This is a genomic window from Micromonospora sp. URMC 103, from assembly GCF_051386435.1.
Classification (GTDB): domain Bacteria; phylum Actinomycetota; class Actinomycetes; order Mycobacteriales; family Micromonosporaceae; genus Micromonospora.
The window spans coordinates 85,056-106,883 of sequence record NZ_JBPQTR010000006.1; the positions used below are offsets into that span (position 1 = coordinate 85,056).

Below are 21,828 nucleotides of genomic sequence, written 5' to 3' on the forward strand. Positions count from 1 at the left end.
ACCCGCGCAGCCGCACCGGCGGTGAGCCGCACCGCCGCCGGTGCGACCGGCGGCGGTGCGACGTCTCTCAGTCGGTCAGCTTGTGCAGGTCCATCCGGCCGCGGGCGAAGGCGTCCACCCGCCCCCACCGGCCCGGGATGTCCAGCACCTCGATCCGGCCCATGCCGACGGGCAGCCGCGGGTCGACCGCGAGGTGCCCCTCGTGCGGTTCGAGACCCAGCATGGTGCGCAGCAGGAGCAGCGGGGTGCCGGTCGACCACGCCTGCGGGCTGCACGCCGTCGGGTACTCCACCGGGAACTTCGTGAGGTCGCGGTGGTAGCCGCCAAACGCCTCCGGCAGCCGGCCGTCGAAGTACCGCGCCGCGTCCAGGATGCCGCTCGCGATGGTCGCCGCCTCCTCCGCGAACCCGTACCGGCGCAGACCCCAGGCCACGAAGGAGTTGTCGAACGGCCAGATCGTCCCGTTGTGGTAGCCGATCGGGTTGTAGCGGATCTCCCCCTCGGCGAGCGTACGCACACCCCAGCCGGAGAAGAGCCGCGGGCCGACCAGGTGCTGGGCGATCTTCTCGGCCCGCTCGTGGTCCACGATGCCGCTCCACAGCAGGTGGCCGTTGTTGGAGCTGAGCACGTCGCACTGGCGTCCGTCCGGGTCGAGCGCGAGGGCGAAGTACTCCCCGTCCTCCACCCAGAAGTCCCGGTTGAACCGTTGCTTCAGGTCCGCGGCCTCCCGCTCGAGCTGGTCGGCGTACGCCGGGTCGCCCCAGAACAGCCGTGCCATGCGCGCGGCACGGAGCTTCGCGTCGTACGCGTAACCCTGCACCTCGCAGGTGGCCCGGGGAAACGGCGGCAGCCGACCGTCCGAGTAGGAGATGGAGTCCCAGGAGTCCTTCCAGCACTGGTTCTCCAGGCCGGTGTCACTGTTGCGCCGCTCGTACCAGATGTAGCCGTTGCCCACGAGGTCGGCGTACTCGTCGATCCACCGCAGCGCGGCCCGCGACTCCTGCTCCAACTCCCTGACCAGCGCGACGTCCCCCGTCCACCGCTCGTACTCGTCGAGCAGGATCACGAAGAGCGGGGTGGCGTCCACCGAGCCGTAGTACGGCGAGTGCGGCTGCTCCTCGAAGGCGGCGGTCTCCCCGTACCGCATCTCGTGCAGGATGCGGCCCGGGTCCTCGTCCCGGAAGTCGTCGAACCGGGTGCCCTGCAGCGACGCCAGGATCCGCAGCGTCGTCTTCGACAGCGCCGGCGTGAACGGCAGCGTCTGGAGGCAGGTCAGGATGCTGTCGCGCCCGAACATCGTCATGAACCAGGGCAGGCCGGCCGCGGGCAGGGTGGCCCCGCCGAGCGAGAGCGGCGAGAAGCGCAGGGCCGCGAGGTCGACGAGGCTGCGCCGGTACGTCGCGGCGAGGTTCTCGTGCTGGCTGTTGAGCTTCGGGGCGTCGTCGATCCAGCGCTCGAGGTCGTGCTGGAGGGCGAGCCGCTCGGTGCCGTGCGCCCGTACGCCGATCCGCAGGTCCCGGCCCCCCGGCCCGACGGCCAGGGTCTGCACGTCGATCCGGGTCTCCCACTGCTCGTTCGGTTCGAGGTGGATCGTGTACGCGAAGCCCTCCCGGTCGTACCGGGCCGGTGCGGAGGAGGCGATGACCGTCTCGCGGACGAAGTTCCCGCGCCGGTAGCCCAGCCGCAGACAGTTCGCCTCGGCCTCGCTGTAGAGCTCGCCCTTCTTGTTGACGATCTCGTCCTTGACCTGGAACAGGTCGGCGAAGTCCGACCCGGCGTCCATCCGGATCTCCAGGTCGACGGGCTTCTCGTCGTGGTTCAGGATGGTGATCTGTTCGCGGAAGCTGCCGCCGACGGCCCGCTCACGAATGATCGACATTTTGGCGTCGATGTAGTGGGTGGCCATGCCGGGCACCAGGAAGAACCGCGCCTCGTAGTACTGGAGGTCGTCGTAGGAGAGCGCGTTGAGCCGCTCGCCGTTGACCGTGAGCACCCACCGGGACAGGAAGCGCGTGTCGAGGGAGAAGAGACCGGTCGGCTCACTGGGCGTCGCCTCGATGTCCCCGGTGTCCTCGGAGACCACGAAGGTGTTGCCGTCCAGGATCCGGATCGTGCCGCTCGAAGCCATCAGCGCACCCCCTGCTGGAACCGCCGGCGGGGCCCGCGGGACTCCGGGTCGCCGGGGAAGATCCGTTCCACCTGCAGAAGCAGCCGGGCGTCGCCGGTCACCGTCATGTCGCCACGCAGGATCGCGGCGATCCCGTGCTCGCGGCCGGTCGCGATGTCCTCGAACAGCGCCGGGCTCGTCGCGACCACCGTGTCGGCCTCGGTGTTCTCCCGGCTGACCTTCATCCGGCCGTGGTCGACGTGCAGCAGCCAGTGGGTGGTCTGCGGTCCCTCCTGCAGGTCGAGCCGGACCGTGCCGACGGTCTTCGCGAGCCGTGGCTCGTACCCCCGGCGGTCGATCTCCTCGAAGAGCCTGGTGGTGGCGTCCAGCATCGGATCCCCTCCTCCCGGTCGCGCGCCCGGTTCCGCCCGGCCCGGCGGGTAGGGGCCCCGACGGCCGGTCGGCGTCGGAGGACGGGTCCCCGCCGGGCGGGCCGTCAACCTCGCCCGGATCGGGTGAGCGCGACCGAGGACGCCGGCCCAGGCCCGGCGGTGGCACGTCGGGCGGGCAGGACGGCGCCGGCTCCCCGAGGATCCGGGAAGCCGGCGCGTCGCCCGCGGCGGACGTCAGTTGTTCGGGTCGTCGGCGCTGATGTCCGCGAGCACCGACTGCGGCTCGCGCTCGACGGCGAGGTCGCCCATCGAGACGAGACCGACGAGCCGCCCGTCGTCGACCACCGGCAGCCGGCGCACCGCGTACGTCCGCATCAGGTCGGCGGCGGACACCGCGTCGTCGTGCGGGCTCACGGTGACCACGTCCTTGGTCGTGATCTGGTTGAGCCGGGTGCTGGCCGGGTCCATGTTCTCGGCCACGGCCCGGACCGTGATGTCCCGGTCCGTCACGATGCCGACCACGTTGCCGCCGTCGGTCACCACCACGTCTCCGATCGCGCTGTCACGCATCTCCTGCGCCGCCGCGGTGAGCGTGTCGTTGCCGTTCATCGTCACCAAACGGGTCGTCATGAACTCACCGACCGTTGTCATGGTGCCCCCTCTCGGTGTCGGCACCGGCCGTCTACCCGCCGCCCGGGCGGGGTAACGCCGGCCGGAGAGCGCCCTCGGGCCCCGTGTTCTCAGCCGGCTCGCCGCCGCAGCCGCCGGCGAAGCTCGTACACGCCGCCGGAGGACAGGGCGTAGAACAGCGGAAGGAACAGGAAGATCCCGAGCGCGACGGGAGGGCTGGCCGTGAAGCCGACCAGGCCGGCCACGGCGAACGCGACGACGCCGAACACCCCGCGGGCGCGTTCCAGGGCGAAGAAGCGCGCCGGCACCCCGGGATGCAGCAACCGCCGGTCGCGGCTCAGATGGTGGTAGAGGCCGAGCCAGGCGATGCCGAGCAGTGTGCCGACCAGGCCGAAGAGCGCCGTGGAGACCCGCTGGTCGGCGCGGTCGCCCTGGCGCAGCGCCTGCGAGACGACCGCCGTGGCGAACGGCAGCAACGCCGTGGTGGACAGGACCGCCAGGTTCCAGACGTGCAGGAGCGGGTCACCGCGCACGACCCGGCGGAACGTGTCCTTGTGGTTGTACCAGCTCACGGCGATCAGGAGGTACGACGTGACGTACGCGAGGTACGCGGGCCACTGGTCGAGCAGCGCCCGCGCCAACCCGCCGGGTGGCACCTCGGGTGGCCGTAGGTCCAGCGCGAGCAGCGTGATGATTATGGCGAACACCGCGTCGCCGAACGCCAGCAGGCGACCCATGTCCGACCGCAGCTCGGCACCGACGAGACGCTCCGCCGCGTCACCCGACCGCCCGCCCCCGCGGGCGTCGTCGGCGCTCCGGGCGTCGTCGGCCTCCCCGGCGTCCGCGCTGTCCCCCATGCCACCCCTCCCCGGCGGTCGCGTATACCCGGCGACGCCACGGCGTACCGCCGGGGCGGTGGCGCGCTAGCGTGACCGGATGCGGGAGGACGAGCGCGAGCTGGGCGAGCTGATCGGGCGGGAGCCGTGGCTCCTGCGGGCGCTGACGGTGGTCCGCGAGTCCGGCCTGCCGGACGCCTGGATCGGCGCCGGGACGCTCCGCGACGTGGTGTGGGGGCGGCGGTACGGCGACGGGTTCGACCCGGCGGCGCTCCACGACGTCGACGTGGTGTTCTTCGACCCGACCGACCTCGGCGGTGAGTGTGACCGCCGCGCCACCGCCCGCCTGGCGGCCGCCTGGGCCGAGCCGCCCTGGGAGGCGAGCAACCAGGCCGCCGTGCACACCTGGTACGACAGCCACTTCGGCGGCGAGCCGATCGCGCCGTACCGCAGCGTCCCCGAGGCGGTGGCCACCTGGCCCGAGTACGCCACCGCCGTGGCCGTCCGGCTGGACGGCGCCGGCCACCTCGACGTCTGCGCCCCGTACGGCCTGGCCGACCTCCTCGGCGGGGTGTGGCGGCACAACCCGGCGCGGGTGCCTGTCGAGTTGTCCCGGCAACGCCTGGCCCGGCACCGGCCCGCGCGGCGCTGGCCCGGCGTCACCGTCGTCGAACCCGGCTGACAACCCGGCGGACCAACCCGCGCGGGCGGCCCCGAACGGCGGTCGGCGGCCCCGGACGGTGGTCGGTGGCCCGGACGGCGGTCGGCGGTCAGCCGCGGGGCGGCAGACCGTAGAGGCGCTCGATGTGCAGCCGCAGCACGAGGCGGCGGTCGTCGACCATGGCCCGGCGGTAGTCGTCCCAGTCGGGGTGCTCGCCCTGGACCGCACGGTAGAGCGCCACGAGTTCCTCGACGGTGGCGTCGTCCCGCTCGGCGGCGACCGGGGTCAGCTCGGCGCGCGCCTCGACCACGGCGTACGCCCAGCCGTCCTCGCTGCTCACGTGGAAGCTGGCGCGGGGATCGCGGCGCAGGTTGGCGGTCTTGGCCCGCCCGTCGGTCAACGAGACCCGGATGACACCCGCGTCCCGGTCGAGCGCGTAGTTCACGGTGGACAGCTGTGGCCGCCCGTCCCGTTTGATGGTCGCCAGCACGCCCAGCGGGCGGCCGGCCACCAGGTCCATCAGCGCCCGCTGCGTACGCTCGTCCGTCACGACATCCTTCACTTTCGTCCCTCCACGGCGCCGGTGCGCCCGACCCGCCACGACGGCGGGCCCGGGCGCGGACGGCAACCTCAGCCGCGCTCGGCCGCGACCAGCTCGGCGATCTGGACGGCGTTGAGCGCCGCGCCCTTGCGCAGGTTGTCGTTCGAGCAGAACAGGGCGAGCCCGTGCTCGACGGTCTCGTCGGCCCGGATCCGCCCGACGTAGACCGGGTCGCGGCCGGCCGCGAGCTGCGGCGTGGGCACGTCGGCCAGCGCCACGCCGGGCGCGCCGTCGAGCAGCTCCCGCGCCCGCTGGGGGCTGACCGGCCGCGCGAACCGTGCGTTGATCTGGAGCGAGTGGCCGGTGAAGACGGGGACCCGGACGCAGGTGCCGGAGACCCGGAGGCCCGGGATCTCGAGGATCTTGCGGCTCTCGTTGCGGAGCTTCTGCTCCTCCTCGGTCTCGAAGGAGCCGTCGTCGACGACCGAGCCGGCGAGGGGGAGGACGTTGAACGCGATCGGCTGGGCGAACGAGCGCGGCGCGGGGAACTCCACGGCCGTGCCGTCGAAGGTGAGCGCCGACGCGTGCTCGGCGACCTTGCGCACCTGCTCGTCCAGCTCGGCGACGCCCGCGAGGCCGGCGCCGGAGACCGCCTGGTAGGTCGCCACGACGAGGCTCACCAGCTCCGCCTCGGCGTGCAGCGGGCGCAGCACCGGCATGGCGGCCATCGTGGTGCAGTTCGGGTTGGCGATGATGCCCCGGGGGCGCGCGGCGACGGCGTGCGGGTTGACCTCGGCGACGACCAGCGGCACCTCCGGGTCCATCCGGAACGCCGAGGAGTTGTCGATCACCACGGCGCCCGCCTCGGCGACGCGAGGGGCGAGCTCCTTGGCGGTGCCCTTGCCGGCGGAGAACAGGACGATGTCCAGCCCGGAGTAGTCGGCGGTCGCCGCGTCCTCCACGGTGACCTCGCCGTTCCGCCAGGGCAGGGTGCGTCCCGCGGACCGCGCGGACGCGAACAGCCGCACCTGCTCCGCCGGGAACTCCCGTTCCGCCAGCACCTGCCGCATCACGCCACCGACCTGACCGGTGGCGCCCACAATGCCGATCCTCATGCCCGCGAGGCTACCCATGCCGGCACCGCGAGCGGGAACCCTTTCCCCCGCCCGCGCCCGGCATCACACCCCGCCACACCGCCCCGGGCGGCCGGCGCGGAACCGTCGGCCCGCAACGACGCCGCCGGTCGGCCCGGCCACCGGGAAGATCCACGGGCCGCACCGGCCGTGCGCCGCAACATCACCGGCGCCGGCACTGCGGCCCCTTGCCCCCGAGCGACCCACATCACACCTGAGGCCGGGGCGCGTCGGCAGCCCCGGACGGTCAGGGCGCGACGTCGACGATCTCGCCGAGGCCGGTGGCGGCCAGCTCGTCCCGGATCACGGCGGCGTCGCCCTCGACGACCATCGTGAGCGATTCGGCGCGCAGGTGGGTGGCGGCGGCGGCGCTCACCTGCTCGACGTCGGCGGCGAGCAGCGCCTCCCGCAACCGGGCGTGGTAGTCGTCCGGCAGGTCGTGCACCACGAGGGTGGTCAACGCCGAGGCGATCGCACGCGGGGTCTGCAGCTCCACCGAGAGCTGCCCGGCCCGCCAGGAGCGGGCCACCGCCAGCTCCTCCTCGGTGACCCCGCCGCTCTGCGTACGGGCGATCTCGCCGACCGACTCGACCAACGCGGGCGCCGTCACGGCCGTCTGCACCCCCGAGCTGACGGCGAACCGGCCGAACCGCCGGGACGAGGCGAAGTCGCCCCGGATGCCGTACGTGTAGCCCCGCACCTCACGGATCAGGTGGTTGAGCCGGGAGGTGAACGCCCCGCCGAGCACGGTGCCGGAGAGCGTCATGGGCACGTGGTCGGGGTGGGCGCGGTGCGGGGAGGGGTGCCCCAGCCGCAGCGTGGACTGCACCGAGCCGGGCCGGTCGACCAGGATGATCCGCCGCTCGGCGCGCGTCGACACCTCGATCGGGCCGCCCCGCTCGACGGGGCCGCCGCCGGTGCCGGCGAACGCCGCGGCGGCGAGCGCGTCCAGGTCGATCCGGTCCAGGTCGCCCGCCACGACGAGCGTCCCGGGGCGGATGAACCACTCGGAGTGGAACACCCGCACGTCCTCGACGTCGAGCCCGGCGACCGAGGCCGGGTCGCCGTACATCGGGCGGCCCCAGCGGTTCTCGGCGCCGAACAGGTCGGCGCGCAACGCGGCGTCGGCCCGCGGCCCCGGGTTAGCCCAGTCCATCCGCAGCGCCGTCGCCTCGTCGTCCCGGACGCGCGCCACGTCGGCGGGGTCCAGCCGGGGAGTGCGGACCGCCTCGGCGAGCAGTTCCACGGCGGCGGTCAGCCGGTCGACCGGGACCTGCACGCTGACCTGGAACGAGTCCCAGTCCAGCCCGGTCACCAGCTCGGTGCCGAGCCCCTCCACGGCGAGCGCGTACGCCGCCGCGTCCCGCTGCGCGGTCCCCTCCTCCAGGGCCTTGGCGAGCACCCCGCCGAGGCCCTCCTTGCCGACGGGCTCCCGCTCGGCGCCCGCGTCGAGCAGCAGCAGCGCCACGGCGAGGTTCTGCCCGGGCAGGTGCGCGGCGACGACCCGGCCGCCGGCCACCGTGCGGCGGACCACCGGCGGGAACCGGTACGGGCGGGCGGCGCCCGGCCCGGGGCGGGCGGTGATCAGCGTCATGGCTTCTCCTCGGCGAGGTAGGTCAGGGTCACCCGGTCGTCGGCGGCGAGCACCTCCGCGGCGGCCTCGGCGATCTGCTCGGCGGTCACCGCGAGCCACGCCGGAAGGCGCTCGGCGGCCTTGGCCGGGTCGCCGAACTGGGTGGCGTACCGGCCGAGCGTGTCCGCGCGGCCGTCCACGGTGGACATCTGCCGCCACCAGGCGGTGCTGAGCAGCGCCTTGGCGCGGTCGAGCTCGGTGGCCGTGACCGGCACGGTGGCCAGCTCGTCCATCACGGCGTGCAGGCCGGCCGCGAGCCGCTCGGCGCCCACCCCGGGGCGGGCCGTGGCCGTCGCGATCAGCGGCGCCGGCGCGTGCGCCAGGTCCACCCCGTACGCACCGACCAGATCCGGCTGCGCGAGCCGCTCACCGTCGGCGAGGCGCTGGTAGAGCCGACTGCCCCGGCCGCTGCCGAGCACGGCGGCCAGCACCGTGACGACGTCGTAGCCGGGCGTGCCGAAGGCGTGCGTGCGGTGCGCCACGTACACCCGGGGAGCCGGCACGTCGGCGGTGACCGTCTCCGCGGCCGGACGCCCGGTGGCCGCGACCGTCCGGCCGTCCGGCGCGGACGGGATGTCGGCGCGCGGCGGGATGCCGCCGAAGTACTTGTCGGCCAAGGCGAACACCTCGGCCGCGGAGGCATCCCCGACGACCGTGAGCACCGCGTTGTTGGGCGCGTAGTACGTCTGGTGGAACGCCTGGAACGTGGCGAGGTCGGCGGCGTTCAGGTCGGCCATCGAGCCGATGGTGGCGTGGTGGTACGGGTGGCGCGGGGGGTAGAGCAGGGGCAGCAGCCGCAGCCAGGCGTCCCCGTACGGCACGTTCTCGTAGCGCTGGCGGCGCTCGTTCTTCACCACCTCGCGCTGGTTGTCCAGCGTCTCCTGCGTCAACGCCGGGACCAGCCCGCCCATCCGGTCGGCCTCGAGCCAGAACGCCAGCTCCAGGTGCTCGGCGGGGACCGTCTCGAAGTAGTTGGTGCGGTCCGGGTTGGTGGTCGCGTTGAGCGAACCGCCCGAGCCCTGGATCAACCTCATGTGCTCGGTCTTCGCGACGTTCAGCGACCCCTCGAACATCAGGTGCTCGAAGAGGTGGGCGAAGCCGGTCTGCCCCTGCGGCTCGTGCCGGGAGCCGACGTCGTACCAGAGGTTCACGGCGACCGCCGGCGCGGTGCGGTCCTCGCTCACCACCACGCGCAGGCCGTTGTCCAGTCGGGTCGTCTCGATGGGCCAGGGGTAACCGCTGTCGGGCATGGCACGACGCTATCCGATCGTGCGGGCCGAAAGGGGACACGCGGGCGCCGGGCGAGCCGGCACGGCACCCGGGGAAGCCACGCATCGACGGCGCGTGCCCGGGTACCGGGGGTCCATGTCCGTGCCCACCGTCCGCCCGGCCGCGACCGGCGCCTCGGCGCCCGCCCTCGCCGTCCGCCGCGCCGCCGCCGTCCTGACCCGCCTGCGGCGGGCCCGGCTGTTCCACCCCGACGGGCGGTCGTTCGCCGGCGAGGTGACGATCTGGGGTACGCCCGGCCCGCCCACCGGGGTCGCCCTTCTCGACGAGCCGGGCCGGTACCCGGCCACGATCCGGCTCTCGAAGGGCGTGTCCACGCCGGGGAGCTGGCCGGACGTTCTCGGGCTGGCGGTCCGGGTGCACGCCGACCCGGGCGGCCCGTTCGACCTGCTCGTCAGCTCCAGCGGCACACCTCCGCTGCTGCGGGCGGTGCCCCTCCCCCGGCGGCGCTTCGCCGGGACGTACAGCACCATCAGCCCGCTGCGGGCTCCGCGGCGACGGCTCTGGCTCGGCGCGCTGGCCGACCCGGAGTCGCCGGACCTCGGTCGCAGCCTCACGGAGGTGGGCGCCGCGACCCGGGCGGCCGAGCCCCGCCTGGTGCTCGCGGTCGCCTCCGCGGTGGGGCCCTGGCGGCCGGTCGGCCAGGTCAGCATCGGCACCCAGCTCAGCGCCCGCCAGGACGCCGCGCTGGCCTTCGACCCGATCGGGAACCTGCCGGCCGGGCTGCGGGCGGCCGGGCCGCTGGCGTGGCTGCGCGACCAGACCTACCGCGGCTCCCGCCGGGCCCGCGGCGTCACGGTTCAGTCCGGCGGCTCGCTCGGGGCCACCGTCTGATCCGAGGTCCGCTGCTCCAGCAGCGTGTCCGGCGCCACGTTCCGGTCCTCCCGGGCGTCGGACTCGGTGAGGATGGCCTCGGCCTGCGCCTCCGGGTCGTCGCTGCCCACCGCCGTCTCCTCCGGCAGCAGGTGGGCCCGGGACTCGACCCGGTCGGGCTCGCTCCGCTCGTCGCTCATGGCACCCTCCATACCCCGCCCCCGCCGGCGCCACGCGCGCCCGCCGTGACGACGCCTGCCACGTCGGGGTGAGGCGAGGCCGTCCCGTCGGGTACGCTGGCTCTCGTGACGTGGTCGTATCGATGGTTTAGGCAGCCGGCTGAAGGAGCCGGTGACTTCACCATGATCTGACGTCACCTCTCTTCGAGCCGGCACGGGCAGGGCCTTGGGTCCCTGCCCTTTCGCGTACGAGCAGCCGGCTCGACCCGGGCACCGGCCCCGGGTGCGGTCGGCGGAAGGAAGCCCACCGTGACGACCCCGGAGACCGATCGGGTCAGCGACCAGCGGATCGACCGCGTCGTACCGCTGACCACCCCGGCTCTGCTGCACCACGAGCTGCCCCTGGACGACACGCTCGCCTCGGCCGTACTGGCCGGCCGGCGCGCCGTCGGCCGGGTGCTGGACCGCGCCGACGACCGCCTCCTGGTGGTCGTCGGGCCGTGCTCGGTGCACGACCCGGCCGCCGCCCTGGACTACGCCCAGCGGCTGCGCGAGGCGGCCGACCGGCACGCTGACGACCTGCTCGTCGTCATGCGGGTCTACTTCGAGAAGCCGCGTTCCACGGTCGGCTGGAAGGGCCTCATCAACGATCCGGGCCTGGACGGCTCCGGCGACGTCAACACCGGCCTGCGGCTGGCCCGGGCGCTCCTGCTCGACGTCCTGCGCCTCGGCCTGCCGGTGGGCTGCGAGTTCCTCGACCCGATCACCCCGCAGTACATCGCGGACACGGTGGTCTGGGGGGCCATCGGCGCGCGGACCGTGGAGAGCCAGGTGCACCGGCAGCTCGCCTCCGGGCTGTCGATGCCCATCGGCATGAAGAACCGCCCCGACGGCAGCATCGGCACCGCGGTGGACGCCATCCGCGCGGCCGGCGTCCCGCACGTCTTCCCCGGTATCGACGTCTCCGGTACCCCCGCGATCATGCACACCCGCGGCAACGCCGACGGCCACCTGGTGCTGCGCGGGGGTGGCGGCCGGCCCAACTACGACGCCGACTCGGTGGCCGGGGCACTCGACCTGCTGCGGGCGGCCGACCTGCCGGAGCGGGTGGTGGTCGACGCCAGCCACGCCAACAGCGGCAAGGACCACCGCAACCAGCCGCTGGTGGCCGCCGACGTCGCCGCCCAGCTCGCCGCCGGGCAGCGGGGCATCGTCGGCATCATGCTGGAGTCGTTCCTGCTGCCGGGCCGCCAGGACCTGGACCCCACCCGGGAGCTGGAGTACGGCCGCTCGATCACCGACGCCTGCATGGGCTGGGACACCACGGGCGAGGTCCTCGACCAGCTCGCCGCCGCCGTCCGTGCCCGCCGCGCCACCCTCCCCACCCCGGCCTGATCCCGCCGGCCCCCGCCCGGCCCGCTCGCGGGCCGGGCGGGGGCCGGGGTGGTTTGACCGATTCCGGCACGGGTAGCTGACCGGCGTGACCGATGACGCACCCGTTACCGACGAGCCCGACACCCGCCGCCTCGACGACCTGCTCGAAGACCTGTACCACGGGCAGGAGCGGGTCACCCAGGCGACCATCTACCGCCGGGCGGTCGCCGCGGAACTCCCCGCGGAGTGGCTAACCCGCATCGCCGCGCTGCCCGAGGGCGAGTACTCGGTCGACGAGGCGGCGGATCTGCTCGGCGGGTCGGTCACCTGAGACGAGCCCCCGCAGCCCCCGGTGAGAGGAGAACGTGATGTCCCACCACGAGGAGCACCACGAGAAGGTCCCGGCGTTGGGTCAGCCGCCGGAGGGCGTGGACACCCTGCCCGACCCGGACTTCGCCAACGAGCACGACCGCACGGCCGTGGACCGCGACGTCGTGACGGGCGCCGACGAGGGCGAGCGGGAGCCGGAGGCGGCCCGCGGCTGGGCCGGTGAGGACCACGGCACCACCCCGACCTGAGCGGGGCGGGACGTACGAGACGCACCAGGAGGGGCCGGCGCGACGCGCCGGCCCCTCTCCCGTGGTCGGGATCTAGTCCTCCTCGTGCCCGCCGCCCTCGGCGGCCTGCTGCGCCACCGCGTACCCCATCTGGAGGAAGTCGGACGCGGCCACGGCGGTCAGGGCCGTGGCCACGAGCCGGGTCAACCTCGGGGCCAGCACGAGGCCGCCGGTGAGGCCGGTGGCGACCCAGACGGCGAGGCAGAACGGGCAGCTGAGCAGCTCGCCGATGGCGTGCCGGGTGGAGCTGCCGGAGTCGCGTACCTGCTCCATCACCTCGCCGCTGCCGATGGGCCGGTCGTACCGGGTGAACGGGGCGCGCAGCGGGCTCGTCACGGCGTCCTTCGACAGCAGCCGGCTGAGCTTGTGCGTGGCGACGGAGAGCAGCACCACGTCGGAGGTCGCCGGGCGCTCGGGCACCGGCCGCCCGGTCAGCCGGACCAGGCCGGCGATGGCCCCCGTCACCCCGGCGTACGTGCCCATCGCCGCCAGGTAGCCGCCCAGGGGGCGGTGCTCGTGCGGCGCGTACGCCTGGCGCAGCCGCGTCACCTTCTGCTTCAAGCCGTTATGGGTCACCCGGTCTCCTCGCTCCTCACGTCTCTTCGCCCCGGCACGACGTCTCTTCTCGCCGGCGCACCGCCGGCCCGGTGCGACGCCCCGCCGGCACACACCGCCGGCCGGGTGCGACGCCCCGCGGCCCCGCCGACCCACCGGAACCGGCGGTCCCGCGGGTCACCGGCTCAGCTCGCCTGGAGGTTGTCGGCCACCTCGCGGGCCAGGCTGTCCAGCGCCTCGGCGGCCAACCGGTCGGCGTCCTGGCTCCCGGTCTCGCCGGCCAGGTCGAACCGGATCCGGGCGCCGCCCGCGTTCTCCGGGTCGACCCGGATCTCGGCGGTGAGTTCGGCCGGCGACGGGGCGCGCCACCGCGCGCACAGCTCCTCGCCCCTGATCTCGGGCGTCGGAGCGCCGTCGCTGCGCAGCGGCGCGGGCAGCCAGGCGGACGCCCGGTCGGGGTCGGTCGCGGTGTTGAAGACGACCTCCGGTGGCGCGGACATGCCGCGCTCGGCGTGCGCCATCACTCGTCCCGCAGCCGGCTGGGGTCGACCTCCCGGCCCGGGTGGCGGGCCAGGTACTCCGTCTCAAGCTCCGCCGTACGGCGCAGGTGGTGGGCCAACGCGGAGTCGGCGGCGTGCCGCAACGTGTCGAGCCGGGTGCGGTGCAGGCTGTGCATCTCGCGGATCAGGTCCTCGTCGGTCAGCTCGGCGGGGTCGATCCCCAGCTCGCCGTCCGGGTCGGCGCCGACGCCATCCGGGTCGGGGCCGGCGGCGGCCGGGTCGGCGAGGTGGTCGCCGCTCCACTCGGTCACCCGCTGCTCCGGGCTGGCGCTCGCCCCGCCACCCGACGGGTAGCCGTCCTGTCGTACGGATCCGGTCATCATCGCCCCCCTGGTCTCGTTTGGGCTGGCGTCTAGACGGATGCCCACACCGGGTGGCACCAAACCATGTCGTCCCCGCGACAACTACGACACCGCGTCGGAGACTGCCGCCGTTGCCGGTACCCTCGATGCCATGAAGCGGCTCTGGACCCCGGCGTGGATCGTGCGCCACGTGGCCATGGTCGTGCTGGTCATCGCGTTCCTCGCGTTGGGCTGGTGGCAGATCAGCCGGGCCGCCGCGGGCAACACGCTCAGCTGGGCGTACGCCTTCGAGTGGCCGATCTTCGCGGGGTTCGTGGTCTTCGTCTGGTGGCGTGAGGTGCGGCACACGCTGCGCGGCTACGTCCCGCCGGTCGAGCAGGTCCACGGCGAGCCGGTGACCGTGGCGCCGCGGGCGGGATCTCCGACGCGGCCGGTGGTACGCCGGCCGGTCCGGGTGGCCCGGATGCCGGCGGTGACGCCGGACGGGGTCGAGGACGCCGACCTGGCCGCCTACAACCGCTACCTGTCATGGTTGAACGCCAATCCGGGCGCCCGGCCCGGTGACTATCCCGGCTGAGCCGGGCTCGGAAGGACGGCAGAGGTGGGCGGAGCCCTTACCCGGTACCGCGCGATCGCCTGGATCGTGGGTGTGGTGCTGATCGTGCTCGTCGTGATCGGCATGCCGCTGAAGTACGCGTTCGACAACCCGACCGTCGTGGAGACCGTCGGCCCGGCGCACGGCTTCCTCTACATGGTCTACCTGGTGGCCGCGTTCGACCTGGGCCGCCGCGCGGACTGGCCGCTGAAGCGGATGCTCGCCGTGATGCTGGCCGGCACGGTGCCGTTCGTCTCGTTCTACGCCGAGCGCCGCGTGTCGGCCTGGGCGCACCGCCCCACCGAGCGCGCACCGGAGCCGGTCGCCGGCTGAGCCGGCGCCGGCCGGGGTCGGCCTGGCCGGCGCCGACCGGTCAGCGGCTCGGCCGCCAGGGGTCGACCGAGGCGAGCGGCTCGTTCCAGCCGCCGTAGCGGTTCATCTCCCGCGCCCGCACGAGCGCCCGGGTCACCTGCCCGAACTGCCGCTCGTCGTCGGTGCTGAACAGCAGCACCTCGTCGCCCCGGTAGATGCCCCGCAGCTCGTACGCGGGCGGTCGCCACCGGTCACCGGCGATCGCCAGCAGGGCGGGCACGACGAGGACCGCCCCGAAGATCAGGTACGCGCTGGCCGTGAGCCGTTGCAGACCACCGCTGAAGCCGAGCAGCAGGCCCACCCCGCCGATCATCGCGCCGCTCGTCGCCACGGCCCGAACCGCGATCCGGTCGTGCGGACCGCGGGTGCTGCGGAGGTGGGTCAGCTCCGCGACCCGGAAGGTGTTCCGGCCCACGGTGAACCGGTCGACCGTCACGACGATGCCGGGTCGCGCGTAGAGCAGCGTGGTGTTCCCGCCGGTCACCCTCGGTGATCCCGGCGCTCGTGTGGTGGCGCCTTCAGGATTCACGGTTTCCCTCCCGCGGCGGTCCCCGGGTCGGCCCGTCGAGGTCGGAGGCCTCAATGCCGGTCGACGGGAATCCCGGCTCCGCGGTTAATTGTGTTGCGGCCCTGCCAGCGAAGACCGCCGTTTTACCGACCTCGCGGACGCTCGGGGAGCGGGACAAGGCCAGGAATGGGAATCCATTTCCGTCTTTGTCGGTTATCGCGTGTTGCTATCCGGCGGCATACGTCCACAACGACGAATGGCATTGTCAGAGCAAATCCGACAAGCCAGGCGCATCTCCCGCACGGGCGCCTCGTTGGTGATCACGGTGGGTCACCCGTCGCAGGCGGTATTTCCCGCCACTTTGCCAACATTCGTCCCGGCTTCCACTGCGGGCCACTCCCGTCCCGGGTTAGGTTGGGCGGGCCGGCCCGGCCAAGCGCCCGCCATCCGGGGGGCCCCGGTCCGGTGCCGCCGGGGGCGGTCAGCACCCACCGGCGGCCGTGGGAGAGGAGCCTTCCGCTCTTGTCATCCCTGAGCAAACTGCTGCGCACCCTGGCGGTCGCCGGCCTGTCGGCGGCTCTGCTCGCCCCGGCGGGCGCGGCCCACGCGGAGCCGTCCCCCGCCGACCTCACCCGGCAGATCGAGCGGTCCTCGGCCGAGCTGGAGCGCGTCGTCGAGTCGTACAACAAGATCCGCGAGGACATCAAGGCCAACGAGGCCGCCGTGGCCCGATTACAGGAACGGATCGGCCCGCTGGAACGCGAGGCCGCGCAGAGCCGGGCCGACGTGGGTGAGTTCGCGGCGACCGCGTACAAGACCGGTGGGCTGCGGACCGCGGACGCGTTGCTGCGCCCCGGCGGGTCGGCCGCCCTGATCGACCGGCTCGGCACCATCGACCGCCTGACCAAGCAACGGCAGGAACGGATCGACGGGTTCACGGCGAGCCAGCGCCGGCTGATCAACGAGAAGAGCCGGCTGAACACCGTCCTGTCCCGGCAGGCCGTCCAGGCCCGCACGCTCGCCAGCACGAAGACACGCATCGAGCGGGACCTGGCGCGGCTCTACGAGCTGCGCCGCGAGGCGTACGGCCGGGCCACCGAGGCGCCGGCGGCACCGCGGGAGACCGCCGCCACACAGGCGCCGGCCGTCTCCGGCCAGGCCGGCGTGGCCGTGCGCTACGCGTACGGGGCCATCGGTAAGCCGTACGTCTGGGGCGGATCCGGCCCGGGCGGCTACGACTGCTCGGGGCTCACCTCGGCGGCCTGGCGGGCCGCCGGGAGGTCCCTGCCGCACAACGCCCGGATGCAGTGGGGAGCCGTGGCCCACATCGGCCGCGACGAGCTACGCCCCGGTGACCTGGTGTTCTACAGCGGCCTCGGGCACGTCGCCCTGTACGTCGGCGACGGCCAGGTGATCGACGCTCCGAGCGCCGGTCGGAACGTGCTCAAGCGGGGCATGAACATGATGTCCATCCACGGCTACGGCCGGGTGCGCTGATCCGACACACGGAAACGGCCGGCGTCCCCCTATCGGACGCCGGCCGTTCCTCGTCATTGGTACCAGCTCAGGCCGCCTGGAGCCCCTCCGCCCGGGCCAGCTCCCGGAGCCGGCCGAGGGCCTGGATCTCCAGCTGCCGGATCCGCTCACGGGAGAGCGAGAACCGCGACGCAACCTCGGTGAGCGAGTGCTCACGGCCGTCCTCCAGCCCGTAGCGGGCCCGCATGATGCCGGCCGACCGGTCGTCCAGGTGGTTGAGCAGGCCCTCGATGCGCTGCCGCTCGAGCCCGGTCAGGACGATGTCCTCCGGCGACGGGGCGTCGCTGTCCGCGACCAGGTCGCCGAGGTTCGTGTCGCCGTCGTCGCCGACCGGCGTGTCCAGCGACACGGTGTCCTGCGACCAGCGGACGAGCTCGTTGACCCGCTCCACGGTCACGCCGAGAGCCGCCGCGATCTGCTCCGGCTCCGGGTCGGTGCCCAGCTCACGGGTGAGCTGGCGCGCCACGTTGCGCATCCGGTTGACGTCCTCCACCAGGTGCACCGGCAGCCGCACGGTGCGCTCCTGCTGTGCGATGGCCCGGCTGATCGCCTGGCGGATCCACCAGGTGGCGTAGGTGGAGAACTTGTAGCCGCGCTCGTAGTCGAACTTCTCGACCGCCCGGACGAGGCCGGTGTTGCCCTCCTGGATCAGGTCCAGCATGGGCATGCCCGAACGCACGTACCGGCGGGCGATCGACACGACCAGTCGCAGGTTGGCGCGGATGAAGAGGTCCTTCGCCCGCTCCCCCTCGACGACCAGCCGCTCCAGGTCGTCCCGGTCGACACCCGCGGGGACGCGGTCCTCGTCGAGCAGGTGCTCAGCGTAGAGGCCGGCCTCGATCGCCTTGGAGAGGTCGACCTCCTTGGCGGCGTCCAGCAGTGGCGTCCGGGAGATCTCGTGCAGGTAGACGCCGACCAGGTCACGCTCCTCGGCGACCTCGTCGGTTCGCATGCCGATGTTCTTGTCCACGTTGCCCACGGTCCCCTCGCTCGCGCCGGTTGCCCGGTTCCTTGCCATCCCCACGTCCACCAGCTCCCCCCGTAACTTCCGCTGTGCCCGCCGGTGCTGACACCTACACAACAGATGAGACGTGTCAGGGATTCCATGTCGTGAGTCGAAAGTGTCACGAATGCCTGAGTAGTAGCTGAAAGCCCGGTCCACGTTTGCTGTCAGCTCCCCGTCGGGTTGCTCGCCGATGGGCACCACGCACGGGTCGGTGGATCGACGGATCACCGTCGCCCCCTCCATGGCAACACCGCACGTCGGGAGGCACAGCGACCCGGGTCACGAGCCTGGTGCGATCCTGGTCACTGCCGAATACGCACCGAGGGACCGGTCGGTTCATCCACGGAGTTGGTATTACCCCGCGCCAGAATGAACAATCCGGAGCCCGGTTCCATGCCCGGCCGCCGGCACGATGACGGGGACGGTCCGGAGAGTGACGGAGAGCGACCCGGACGGGCCGGATGGCGACGGGCGGACGGGACGGACGTCGCGCCCGGTGCGACGTCGCGCCGGGTCTTCAGGAGGCGAGCAGGGCGAGGGCGCCGCGGACCTGGTCGGCCGACCGCGCGAGGGCGGCGCGGGCGGCGGGGATCCCGGCGCCGGAGACCAGCGACACCAGCGCGGTCTTGAGGTCGCCGTCGGCCTCGCCGAGCGCCCGCCGGGAGATCTCCTCCGAGCAACCGGTGGCTTCGACCAGTATCGAGATCATCCGGCCCCGGAGTTTCGCGTTGGTCGCCACCATGTCGATCATGAGGTTCGAGTAGACCCGGCCCAGGCGGACCATCACGGCCGTGGAGAACGCGTTGAGCACCAGCTTCTGCGCGGTGCCCGCCTTCATCCGGGTCGACCCGGTGACCACCTCCGGTCCCGTGTCCACCCCGATGAAGACGTCCACGGACCCGGCGGCCTCCGCCTCCGGATTGGCGCAGAGCAGCACCGTCGAGGCGCCCTTGGCGTGCGACGCGGCGAGCGCCCCCAGGACGTACGGGGTGCGCCCGCTGGCGGCCAGCCCGACCACGAGGTCGCCGGCCCGTACGCAGCCCGCCGCGTCGGCGGCCCCGCCCCGGTCGTCGTCCTCGGCGTCCTCGACGGCCCGCCACATCGCGTCCGGCCCGCCGGCCAGGTGGGCGCAGAACCAGTCCCGCGGCGAGTTGAACGTGGGTGCGAGTTCGGCGGCGTCGAGCACGCCGAGCCGGCCGGAGGTGCCGGCGCCGAAGTAGTGCACGCGGTGGCCGCCGCGCAGCGCCGCGACGGCCAGGTCGACCGCGGCGGCGATCTCGTCGAGCACGTCGGCGACGGCGGCGGGCACCAGACGGTCCGCCTCGTTGATCACCGTGAGCACGTCCCGGGTCGACATCAGGTCCAGGTCGAGGCTGAGCGGGTTGCGGCGCTCCGTGGGCGCACCCACCCGGACGGCCGGGCGGCCATCCGGGGCGGGCGACGACACCTCATCCGGCTCCACGGCGCCGGCGGTCACGCCCGCCTCCGTCCGCCGCCCACCCGGTGGGACTGCACGGCCTCGGCGGTCACCTCGAGGGCCTTCTTCGCCCGGGCGCGGTTGCGTGCGGCCACGCCGACGAAGAGGCAGTCGACGACGGTGAGCTGGGCGAGCCGGCTCGCCATCGCCCCGGACCGGTAGGTGGTCTCCCGGGCCGCCGTGGTGAGCACGAAGTCGGCCACCTCGGTGATCGGCGAGCGCGGGAAGTTGGTGAGGGCCACCGTGGCGGCGCCTCGGGCCCGGGCCTGCTCGAGCACCTCGATCACGTCGGAGGTGGTGCCGGTGTGCGAGATGCCCACCGCCACGTCGCCCCGGCCGAGCAGCGCCGCCGAGGTCAGCGCGGTGTGCACGTCGGGAAAGTAGAAGGCGGTGCGGCCGATGCGGTGCAGCTTCTGCTGGAAGTCGGAGGCCACGAAGCCGCTCGCGCCGGCGCCGTAGACGTCGATCCGGCCGGCGCCCGCTATGGCGTCGACCACCTGCTCGCAGACGGCCGGGTCGAGCTGCTCGGCCGTCTCCTCCACCGCCCGGGCGTCGTTGAAGGCGATCGTCGCGATGATCTGGGCCAGGTCGGCGCCGGGCGGGATGTCGCCGCCGACCACCCGGGCGTCGGGCGGCTCGACGCGGCGCGCGGCCTCGGCGGCGAGCCGGATGCGCAGCTGGGGGTAGCCGTCCATGCCGACCGAGCGGCAGAACCGGATGACGGTCGCCTCGGACGTCTCGGCGGCGGTGGCGAGATCCGTGATCGTCCGGCGGGCGGCGTCGGCCGGGTCGGCCACGACCAGGCGGGCGACGCGCTGTTCGGCCGGCGACAACGACGGGAGCAAGCCACTGATGTGGACGATCAGTCCACCGGGCTCGTGACTCGCAGAAATCTTCGGACTCTTCGCCACGGATGAAACTTACTTTCACGAAGCGTGAGCGTCAACCATGACTCCGCGTGTTGGAGAAAGTACCGCCGACCGGCGTCCACCTTCCGGGACAGCGTGCCATCCGCACGGTGGCGCCGCCTCAGCCGCCGGGCCCGCTCCATGGTGCGGGACGGTGGCCGGCGGCGCGGGCGTCCGGGCCGGATCCAACCGTACGGCGTCGATGCGCGGCCGGTCCGGCAGGCCGGGATCGGACGACCCGGCGTCCACACCGCGGGGGCACCCGTGCCACGCCGACGGCGCGGGCCGCTAGCGTGTGCCGCATGGCGCGACGCAGTGTGCTGGTCACCGGTGGAACGGGCGGGCTGGGCGGGGCGGTCACCGCCGCGTTCCGCGAGGCGGGCTGGCGGGTGGTCGTGCCGCGGCGACCGGGCCCGACCGGGGCGGCGCCGGCGGCCGACGACGTGGTGCGACCCGTCGCGGACCTCACCGACCCGGAGGCCGTGGCCCGGGCGGTGGCGGCCGCGGCCGGCGACCCGGCGGCCCCGCTGGGCGCGGTCGTCAACCTCGTCGGGGGGTACGCCAGCGGCGGGCTGGTGCACGAGACCCCGGTCGAGGAGTTCGAGGCGATGTTCACGGCGAACCTCCGCCCCACCCACCTCGTGACCCGGGCGGCCCTGCCGCACCTCGTGGACGCCGGCGGGGGCGCCGTCGTCTGCGTGTCCGCCCGTGCCGCGATCAGCCCCTTCCCCGGCGCGGCCGGCTACGCCACCGCCAAGGCGGCCGTGCTGGCCTTCGCCAACGCGGTGGCCGTCGAGTACCGCCGCTTCGGGGTGCGCTGCAACACCGTGCTGCCCAGCGTCATCGACACCCCCGCCAACCGGGCCGCGCAGCCGGACGCCGACCACTCCCGCTGGGTCGCCCCGGCCGAGATCGCCGCGGTGATCCGGTTCCTGGCCTCCGACGAGTCGTCGCCGACCAGTGGTGCGGCGGTGCCGGTCTACGGCCGGGCCTGAGCCGGCGTCACGGCCCGGTCCGGGGTCGCGTCGGCGCCGCCGGCGGGCGCGGCGTCCCGCGACCCCTCCTCCGGCGGGAACCAGCCGTCGAGGTGGTCGCGGATCTGCCGGGACACCTCCTCCGGCGAGCGGCCCGCGTCGACCAGCACGAACGTCGGGTACTCGGGCAGTGCCCGGTAGGCGGTGTCCGCGGCGGTGAGCCAGCCCATCGTCTCGTGGTCGGTGCCCCGCCGCTCGATCCGCTGGTACGCCTCGGCGGGGTCAACGGCGAGCAGGAAGGTCACCTGCGGCCGCGGGAACACCCGGTAGCCGACCCGGGCCAGCCGTTCCCAGCGCTGCCCGCCGTGCGCCCGGATGCTCGCGTACTGGCAGGCGGCGTAGCGGTCCATGACGGCGGTGCGGCCGGTGACGAGGCAACTGAGCAGGGCTGCCGCGATGGCGAGCCAGCGCAGCACCGACTCCAGGGCGAGCAAACCGTCGCGCCCGACGAGCCGCTGGGCGTCCGGCCGGCCGAGGCGGTGGGCGACCCGGCTCAGCCAGCGTCGCCCGCCGGCGTTGCGGTGGTAGGTGGCGGGGCGGCCGGCCGCGGTGAGCGCGTCGGCGAGCTGGTGCGCCTGGGTGGTCTTGCCCGAGCCGTCGATGCCGATCAGGGCGACGGTGCGCAGCCGGGCCCGGCGACGGCGCCTCCGCAGTGAGCTGACCACCCTCACCAGGCTAACGGACCCACGCTCTCCCCTCGGGGGGTATATCCCTGTTCCACCCGTTTCGCACCTGACCGCCACCCGCGCAGGTGTGGGCGACCGGAATGCCG

Annotated in this window: 26 protein-coding genes; 9 read left to right on the forward strand and 17 right to left on the reverse strand. The window is 73.8% G+C overall.

What is annotated here, in order from left to right; all coding sequences use genetic code 11:
• Positions 1 to 67: 67 nt before the first annotated feature.
• The 4 genes from ACSNOA_RS26645 to ACSNOA_RS26660 all read right to left on the reverse strand — a co-directional run bounded on the left by ACSNOA_RS26645 (position 68) and on the right by ACSNOA_RS26660 (position 3,986).
• Positions 68 to 2,128 carry an amylo-alpha-1,6-glucosidase gene (locus ACSNOA_RS26645; RefSeq protein ID WP_436662535.1) on the reverse strand — a complete coding sequence of 687 codons (2,061 nt, stop codon included), beginning with the start codon at positions 2,126 to 2,128 and terminating at the stop codon, positions 68 to 70.
• Positions 2,128 to 2,499 carry an SCP2 sterol-binding domain-containing protein gene (locus tag ACSNOA_RS26650; protein WP_436662536.1) on the reverse strand — a complete coding sequence of 124 codons (372 nt, stop codon included), beginning with the start codon at positions 2,497 to 2,499 and terminating at the stop codon, positions 2,128 to 2,130. Before ACSNOA_RS26650 ends, ACSNOA_RS26645 begins: the two co-directional genes overlap by 1 nt.
• A gap of 234 nt (positions 2,500 to 2,733) precedes the next feature.
• Entirely contained in the window at positions 2,734 to 3,150 is a 417-nt protein-coding gene (locus ACSNOA_RS26655) for a CBS domain-containing protein (protein ID WP_436662537.1), read from the reverse strand.
• An 89-nt stretch (positions 3,151 to 3,239) separates the two neighbouring features.
• Positions 3,240 to 3,986 carry a TMEM175 family protein gene (locus ACSNOA_RS26660; protein ID WP_436662538.1) on the reverse strand — a complete coding sequence of 249 codons (747 nt, stop codon included), beginning with the start codon at positions 3,984 to 3,986 and terminating at the stop codon, positions 3,240 to 3,242.
• A gap of 79 nt (positions 3,987 to 4,065) precedes the next feature.
• On the opposite strand from ACSNOA_RS26660, the gene ACSNOA_RS26665 reads away from it, so the two are divergent.
• Entirely contained in the window at positions 4,066 to 4,647 is a 582-nt protein-coding gene (locus tag ACSNOA_RS26665; RefSeq protein WP_436662539.1) for a nucleotidyltransferase family protein, read from the forward strand.
• A gap of 88 nt (positions 4,648 to 4,735) precedes the next feature.
• Here ACSNOA_RS26665 and ACSNOA_RS26670 read toward each other — a convergent pair whose 3' ends face one another.
• The 4 genes from ACSNOA_RS26670 to ACSNOA_RS26685 form a co-directional block, all read right to left on the reverse strand.
• The gene (locus tag ACSNOA_RS26670; protein ID WP_436663388.1) at positions 4,736 to 5,146 is read right to left on the reverse strand and encodes a PPOX class F420-dependent oxidoreductase; all 411 of its coding nucleotides are present in this window, start codon (positions 5,144 to 5,146) and stop codon (positions 4,736 to 4,738) included.
• Between the two features lie 110 nt (positions 5,147 to 5,256).
• Positions 5,257 to 6,282 (reverse strand): aspartate-semialdehyde dehydrogenase, encoded by a 1,026-nt coding sequence (locus ACSNOA_RS26675; protein ID WP_436662540.1) that lies wholly within the window; start codon positions 6,280 to 6,282, stop codon positions 5,257 to 5,259.
• 265 nt (positions 6,283 to 6,547) lie between these two features.
• A complete protein-coding gene (locus ACSNOA_RS26680) occupies positions 6,548 to 7,894 on the reverse strand; it encodes a M16 family metallopeptidase (RefSeq protein WP_436662541.1) in 1,347 nt (448 codons plus the stop codon).
• Entirely contained in the window at positions 7,891 to 9,183 is a 1,293-nt protein-coding gene (locus ACSNOA_RS26685) for a M16 family metallopeptidase (protein ID WP_436662542.1), read from the reverse strand. The genes ACSNOA_RS26680 and ACSNOA_RS26685 overlap by 4 nt, the downstream gene beginning before the upstream one ends.
• 115 nt (positions 9,184 to 9,298) lie before the next feature.
• Between ACSNOA_RS26685 and ACSNOA_RS26690 the strand changes: the two genes are divergently transcribed.
• Positions 9,299 to 10,054, forward strand: a complete 756-nt coding sequence (locus tag ACSNOA_RS26690; RefSeq protein ID WP_436662543.1) for a phosphodiesterase — start codon at positions 9,299 to 9,301, stop codon at positions 10,052 to 10,054.
• On the opposite strand, the gene ACSNOA_RS26695 is transcribed toward ACSNOA_RS26690, so the two are convergent.
• Entirely contained in the window at positions 10,021 to 10,233 is a 213-nt protein-coding gene (locus tag ACSNOA_RS26695; protein ID WP_436662544.1) for a hypothetical protein, read from the reverse strand. The genes ACSNOA_RS26690 and ACSNOA_RS26695 overlap by 34 nt on opposite strands.
• A gap of 288 nt (positions 10,234 to 10,521) precedes the next feature.
• On the opposite strand from ACSNOA_RS26695, the gene ACSNOA_RS26700 reads away from it, so the two are divergent.
• The 3 genes from ACSNOA_RS26700 (at position 10,522) to ACSNOA_RS26710 (ending at position 12,164) form a co-directional block, all read left to right on the forward strand.
• Positions 10,522 to 11,607: a 3-deoxy-7-phosphoheptulonate synthase gene (locus ACSNOA_RS26700; RefSeq protein ID WP_436662545.1), complete on the forward strand. Its 1,086-nt coding sequence runs from the start codon at positions 10,522 to 10,524 to the stop codon at positions 11,605 to 11,607.
• Positions 11,608 to 11,683: 76 nt separating this feature from the next.
• The gene (locus tag ACSNOA_RS26705) at positions 11,684 to 11,917 is read left to right on the forward strand and encodes a hypothetical protein (protein ID WP_436663389.1); all 234 of its coding nucleotides are present in this window, start codon (positions 11,684 to 11,686) and stop codon (positions 11,915 to 11,917) included.
• Positions 11,918 to 11,954: 37 nt separating this feature from the next.
• Positions 11,955 to 12,164, forward strand: a complete 210-nt coding sequence (locus ACSNOA_RS26710) for a hypothetical protein (RefSeq protein WP_436662546.1) — start codon at positions 11,955 to 11,957, stop codon at positions 12,162 to 12,164.
• Between the two features lie 72 nt (positions 12,165 to 12,236).
• On the opposite strand, the gene ACSNOA_RS26715 is transcribed toward ACSNOA_RS26710, so the two are convergent.
• The 3 genes from ACSNOA_RS26715 to ACSNOA_RS26725 form a co-directional block, all read right to left on the reverse strand.
• Positions 12,237 to 12,779 carry a DUF1360 domain-containing protein gene (locus tag ACSNOA_RS26715; protein ID WP_436662547.1) on the reverse strand — a complete coding sequence of 181 codons (543 nt, stop codon included), beginning with the start codon at positions 12,777 to 12,779 and terminating at the stop codon, positions 12,237 to 12,239.
• Between the two features lie 164 nt (positions 12,780 to 12,943).
• Positions 12,944 to 13,279 (reverse strand): hypothetical protein, encoded by a 336-nt coding sequence (locus ACSNOA_RS26720; RefSeq protein WP_436662548.1) that lies wholly within the window; start codon positions 13,277 to 13,279, stop codon positions 12,944 to 12,946.
• On the reverse strand, positions 13,279 to 13,641 hold the full coding sequence (locus ACSNOA_RS26725) for a DUF6158 family protein (RefSeq protein WP_436662549.1): 363 nt from the start codon (positions 13,639 to 13,641) through the stop codon (positions 13,279 to 13,281). The genes ACSNOA_RS26720 and ACSNOA_RS26725 overlap by 1 nt, the downstream gene beginning before the upstream one ends.
• 130 nt (positions 13,642 to 13,771) lie before the next feature.
• Between ACSNOA_RS26725 and ACSNOA_RS26730 the strand changes: the two genes are divergently transcribed.
• Both ACSNOA_RS26730 and ACSNOA_RS26735 read left to right on the forward strand, forming a co-directional pair.
• The gene (locus ACSNOA_RS26730; protein WP_436662550.1) at positions 13,772 to 14,197 is read left to right on the forward strand and encodes a hypothetical protein; all 426 of its coding nucleotides are present in this window, start codon (positions 13,772 to 13,774) and stop codon (positions 14,195 to 14,197) included.
• A 24-nt stretch (positions 14,198 to 14,221) separates the two neighbouring features.
• A complete protein-coding gene (locus tag ACSNOA_RS26735; RefSeq protein WP_436662551.1) occupies positions 14,222 to 14,548 on the forward strand; it encodes a DUF3817 domain-containing protein in 327 nt (108 codons plus the stop codon).
• 40 nt (positions 14,549 to 14,588) lie between these two features.
• Here ACSNOA_RS26735 and ACSNOA_RS26740 read toward each other — a convergent pair whose 3' ends face one another.
• Entirely contained in the window at positions 14,589 to 15,071 is a 483-nt protein-coding gene (locus ACSNOA_RS26740; protein WP_436662552.1) for a DUF6232 family protein, read from the reverse strand.
• A gap of 546 nt (positions 15,072 to 15,617) precedes the next feature.
• Here ACSNOA_RS26740 and ACSNOA_RS26745 point away from each other — a divergent pair.
• A complete protein-coding gene (locus ACSNOA_RS26745; RefSeq protein ID WP_436662553.1) occupies positions 15,618 to 16,592 on the forward strand; it encodes an NlpC/P60 family protein in 975 nt (324 codons plus the stop codon).
• 67 nt (positions 16,593 to 16,659) lie between these two features.
• Here ACSNOA_RS26745 and ACSNOA_RS26750 read toward each other — a convergent pair whose 3' ends face one another.
• From ACSNOA_RS26750 to ACSNOA_RS26760, 3 genes are all read right to left on the reverse strand, one after another.
• The gene (locus tag ACSNOA_RS26750) at positions 16,660 to 17,649 is read right to left on the reverse strand and encodes a sigma-70 family RNA polymerase sigma factor (protein ID WP_436662554.1); all 990 of its coding nucleotides are present in this window, start codon (positions 17,647 to 17,649) and stop codon (positions 16,660 to 16,662) included.
• Between the two features lie 505 nt (positions 17,650 to 18,154).
• On the reverse strand, positions 18,155 to 19,114 hold the full coding sequence (locus ACSNOA_RS26755) for an N-acetylmuramic acid 6-phosphate etherase (protein ID WP_436662555.1): 960 nt from the start codon (positions 19,112 to 19,114) through the stop codon (positions 18,155 to 18,157).
• The gene (locus tag ACSNOA_RS26760) at positions 19,111 to 20,025 is read right to left on the reverse strand and encodes a MurR/RpiR family transcriptional regulator (protein ID WP_120780524.1); all 915 of its coding nucleotides are present in this window, start codon (positions 20,023 to 20,025) and stop codon (positions 19,111 to 19,113) included. Before ACSNOA_RS26760 ends, ACSNOA_RS26755 begins: the two co-directional genes overlap by 4 nt.
• Positions 20,026 to 20,324: 299 nt before the next feature.
• Between ACSNOA_RS26760 and ACSNOA_RS26765 the strand changes: the two genes are divergently transcribed.
• Positions 20,325 to 21,017: an SDR family NAD(P)-dependent oxidoreductase gene (locus tag ACSNOA_RS26765; protein WP_436662556.1), complete on the forward strand. Its 693-nt coding sequence runs from the start codon at positions 20,325 to 20,327 to the stop codon at positions 21,015 to 21,017.
• On the opposite strand, the gene ACSNOA_RS26770 is transcribed toward ACSNOA_RS26765, so the two are convergent.
• Positions 21,002 to 21,721 (reverse strand): dTMP kinase, encoded by a 720-nt coding sequence (locus tag ACSNOA_RS26770; protein WP_436662557.1) that lies wholly within the window; start codon positions 21,719 to 21,721, stop codon positions 21,002 to 21,004. The genes ACSNOA_RS26765 and ACSNOA_RS26770 overlap by 16 nt on opposite strands.
• Between the last annotated feature and the right edge of the window lie 107 nt (positions 21,722 to 21,828).

Coding starts and splice junctions, on each gene's coding strand:
- ACSNOA_RS26645 (WP_436662535.1), bottom strand. CDS start 2,128: ATGGCTTCGAGCGGCACGATCCGGATCCTGGACGGCAACACCTTCGTG.
- ACSNOA_RS26650 (WP_436662536.1), bottom strand. CDS start 2,499: ATGCTGGACGCCACCACCAGGCTCTTCGAGGAGATCGACCGCCGGGGG.
- ACSNOA_RS26655 (WP_436662537.1), bottom strand. CDS start 3,150: ATGACAACGGTCGGTGAGTTCATGACGACCCGTTTGGTGACGATGAAC.
- ACSNOA_RS26660 (WP_436662538.1), bottom strand. CDS start 3,986: ATGGGGGACAGCGCGGACGCCGGGGAGGCCGACGACGCCCGGAGCGCC.
- ACSNOA_RS26665 (WP_436662539.1), top strand. CDS start 4,066: ATGCGGGAGGACGAGCGCGAGCTGGGCGAGCTGATCGGGCGGGAGCCG.
- ACSNOA_RS26670 (WP_436663388.1), bottom strand. CDS start 5,146: ATGGACCTGGTGGCCGGCCGCCCGCTGGGCGTGCTGGCGACCATCAAA.
- ACSNOA_RS26675 (WP_436662540.1), bottom strand. CDS start 6,282: ATGAGGATCGGCATTGTGGGCGCCACCGGTCAGGTCGGTGGCGTGATG.
- ACSNOA_RS26680 (WP_436662541.1), bottom strand. CDS start 7,894: ATGACGCTGATCACCGCCCGCCCCGGGCCGGGCGCCGCCCGCCCGTAC.
- ACSNOA_RS26685 (WP_436662542.1), bottom strand. CDS start 9,183: ATGCCCGACAGCGGTTACCCCTGGCCCATCGAGACGACCCGACTGGAC.
- ACSNOA_RS26690 (WP_436662543.1), top strand. CDS start 9,299: ATGTCCGTGCCCACCGTCCGCCCGGCCGCGACCGGCGCCTCGGCGCCC.
- ACSNOA_RS26695 (WP_436662544.1), bottom strand. CDS start 10,233: ATGAGCGACGAGCGGAGCGAGCCCGACCGGGTCGAGTCCCGGGCCCAC.
- ACSNOA_RS26710 (WP_436662546.1), top strand. CDS start 11,955: ATGTCCCACCACGAGGAGCACCACGAGAAGGTCCCGGCGTTGGGTCAG.
- ACSNOA_RS26720 (WP_436662548.1), bottom strand. CDS start 13,279: ATGGCGCACGCCGAGCGCGGCATGTCCGCGCCACCGGAGGTCGTCTTC.
- ACSNOA_RS26725 (WP_436662549.1), bottom strand. CDS start 13,641: ATGATGACCGGATCCGTACGACAGGACGGCTACCCGTCGGGTGGCGGG.
- ACSNOA_RS26730 (WP_436662550.1), top strand. CDS start 13,772: ATGAAGCGGCTCTGGACCCCGGCGTGGATCGTGCGCCACGTGGCCATG.
- ACSNOA_RS26750 (WP_436662554.1), bottom strand. CDS start 17,649: ATGGCAAGGAACCGGGCAACCGGCGCGAGCGAGGGGACCGTGGGCAAC.
- ACSNOA_RS26765 (WP_436662556.1), top strand. CDS start 20,325: ATGGCGCGACGCAGTGTGCTGGTCACCGGTGGAACGGGCGGGCTGGGC.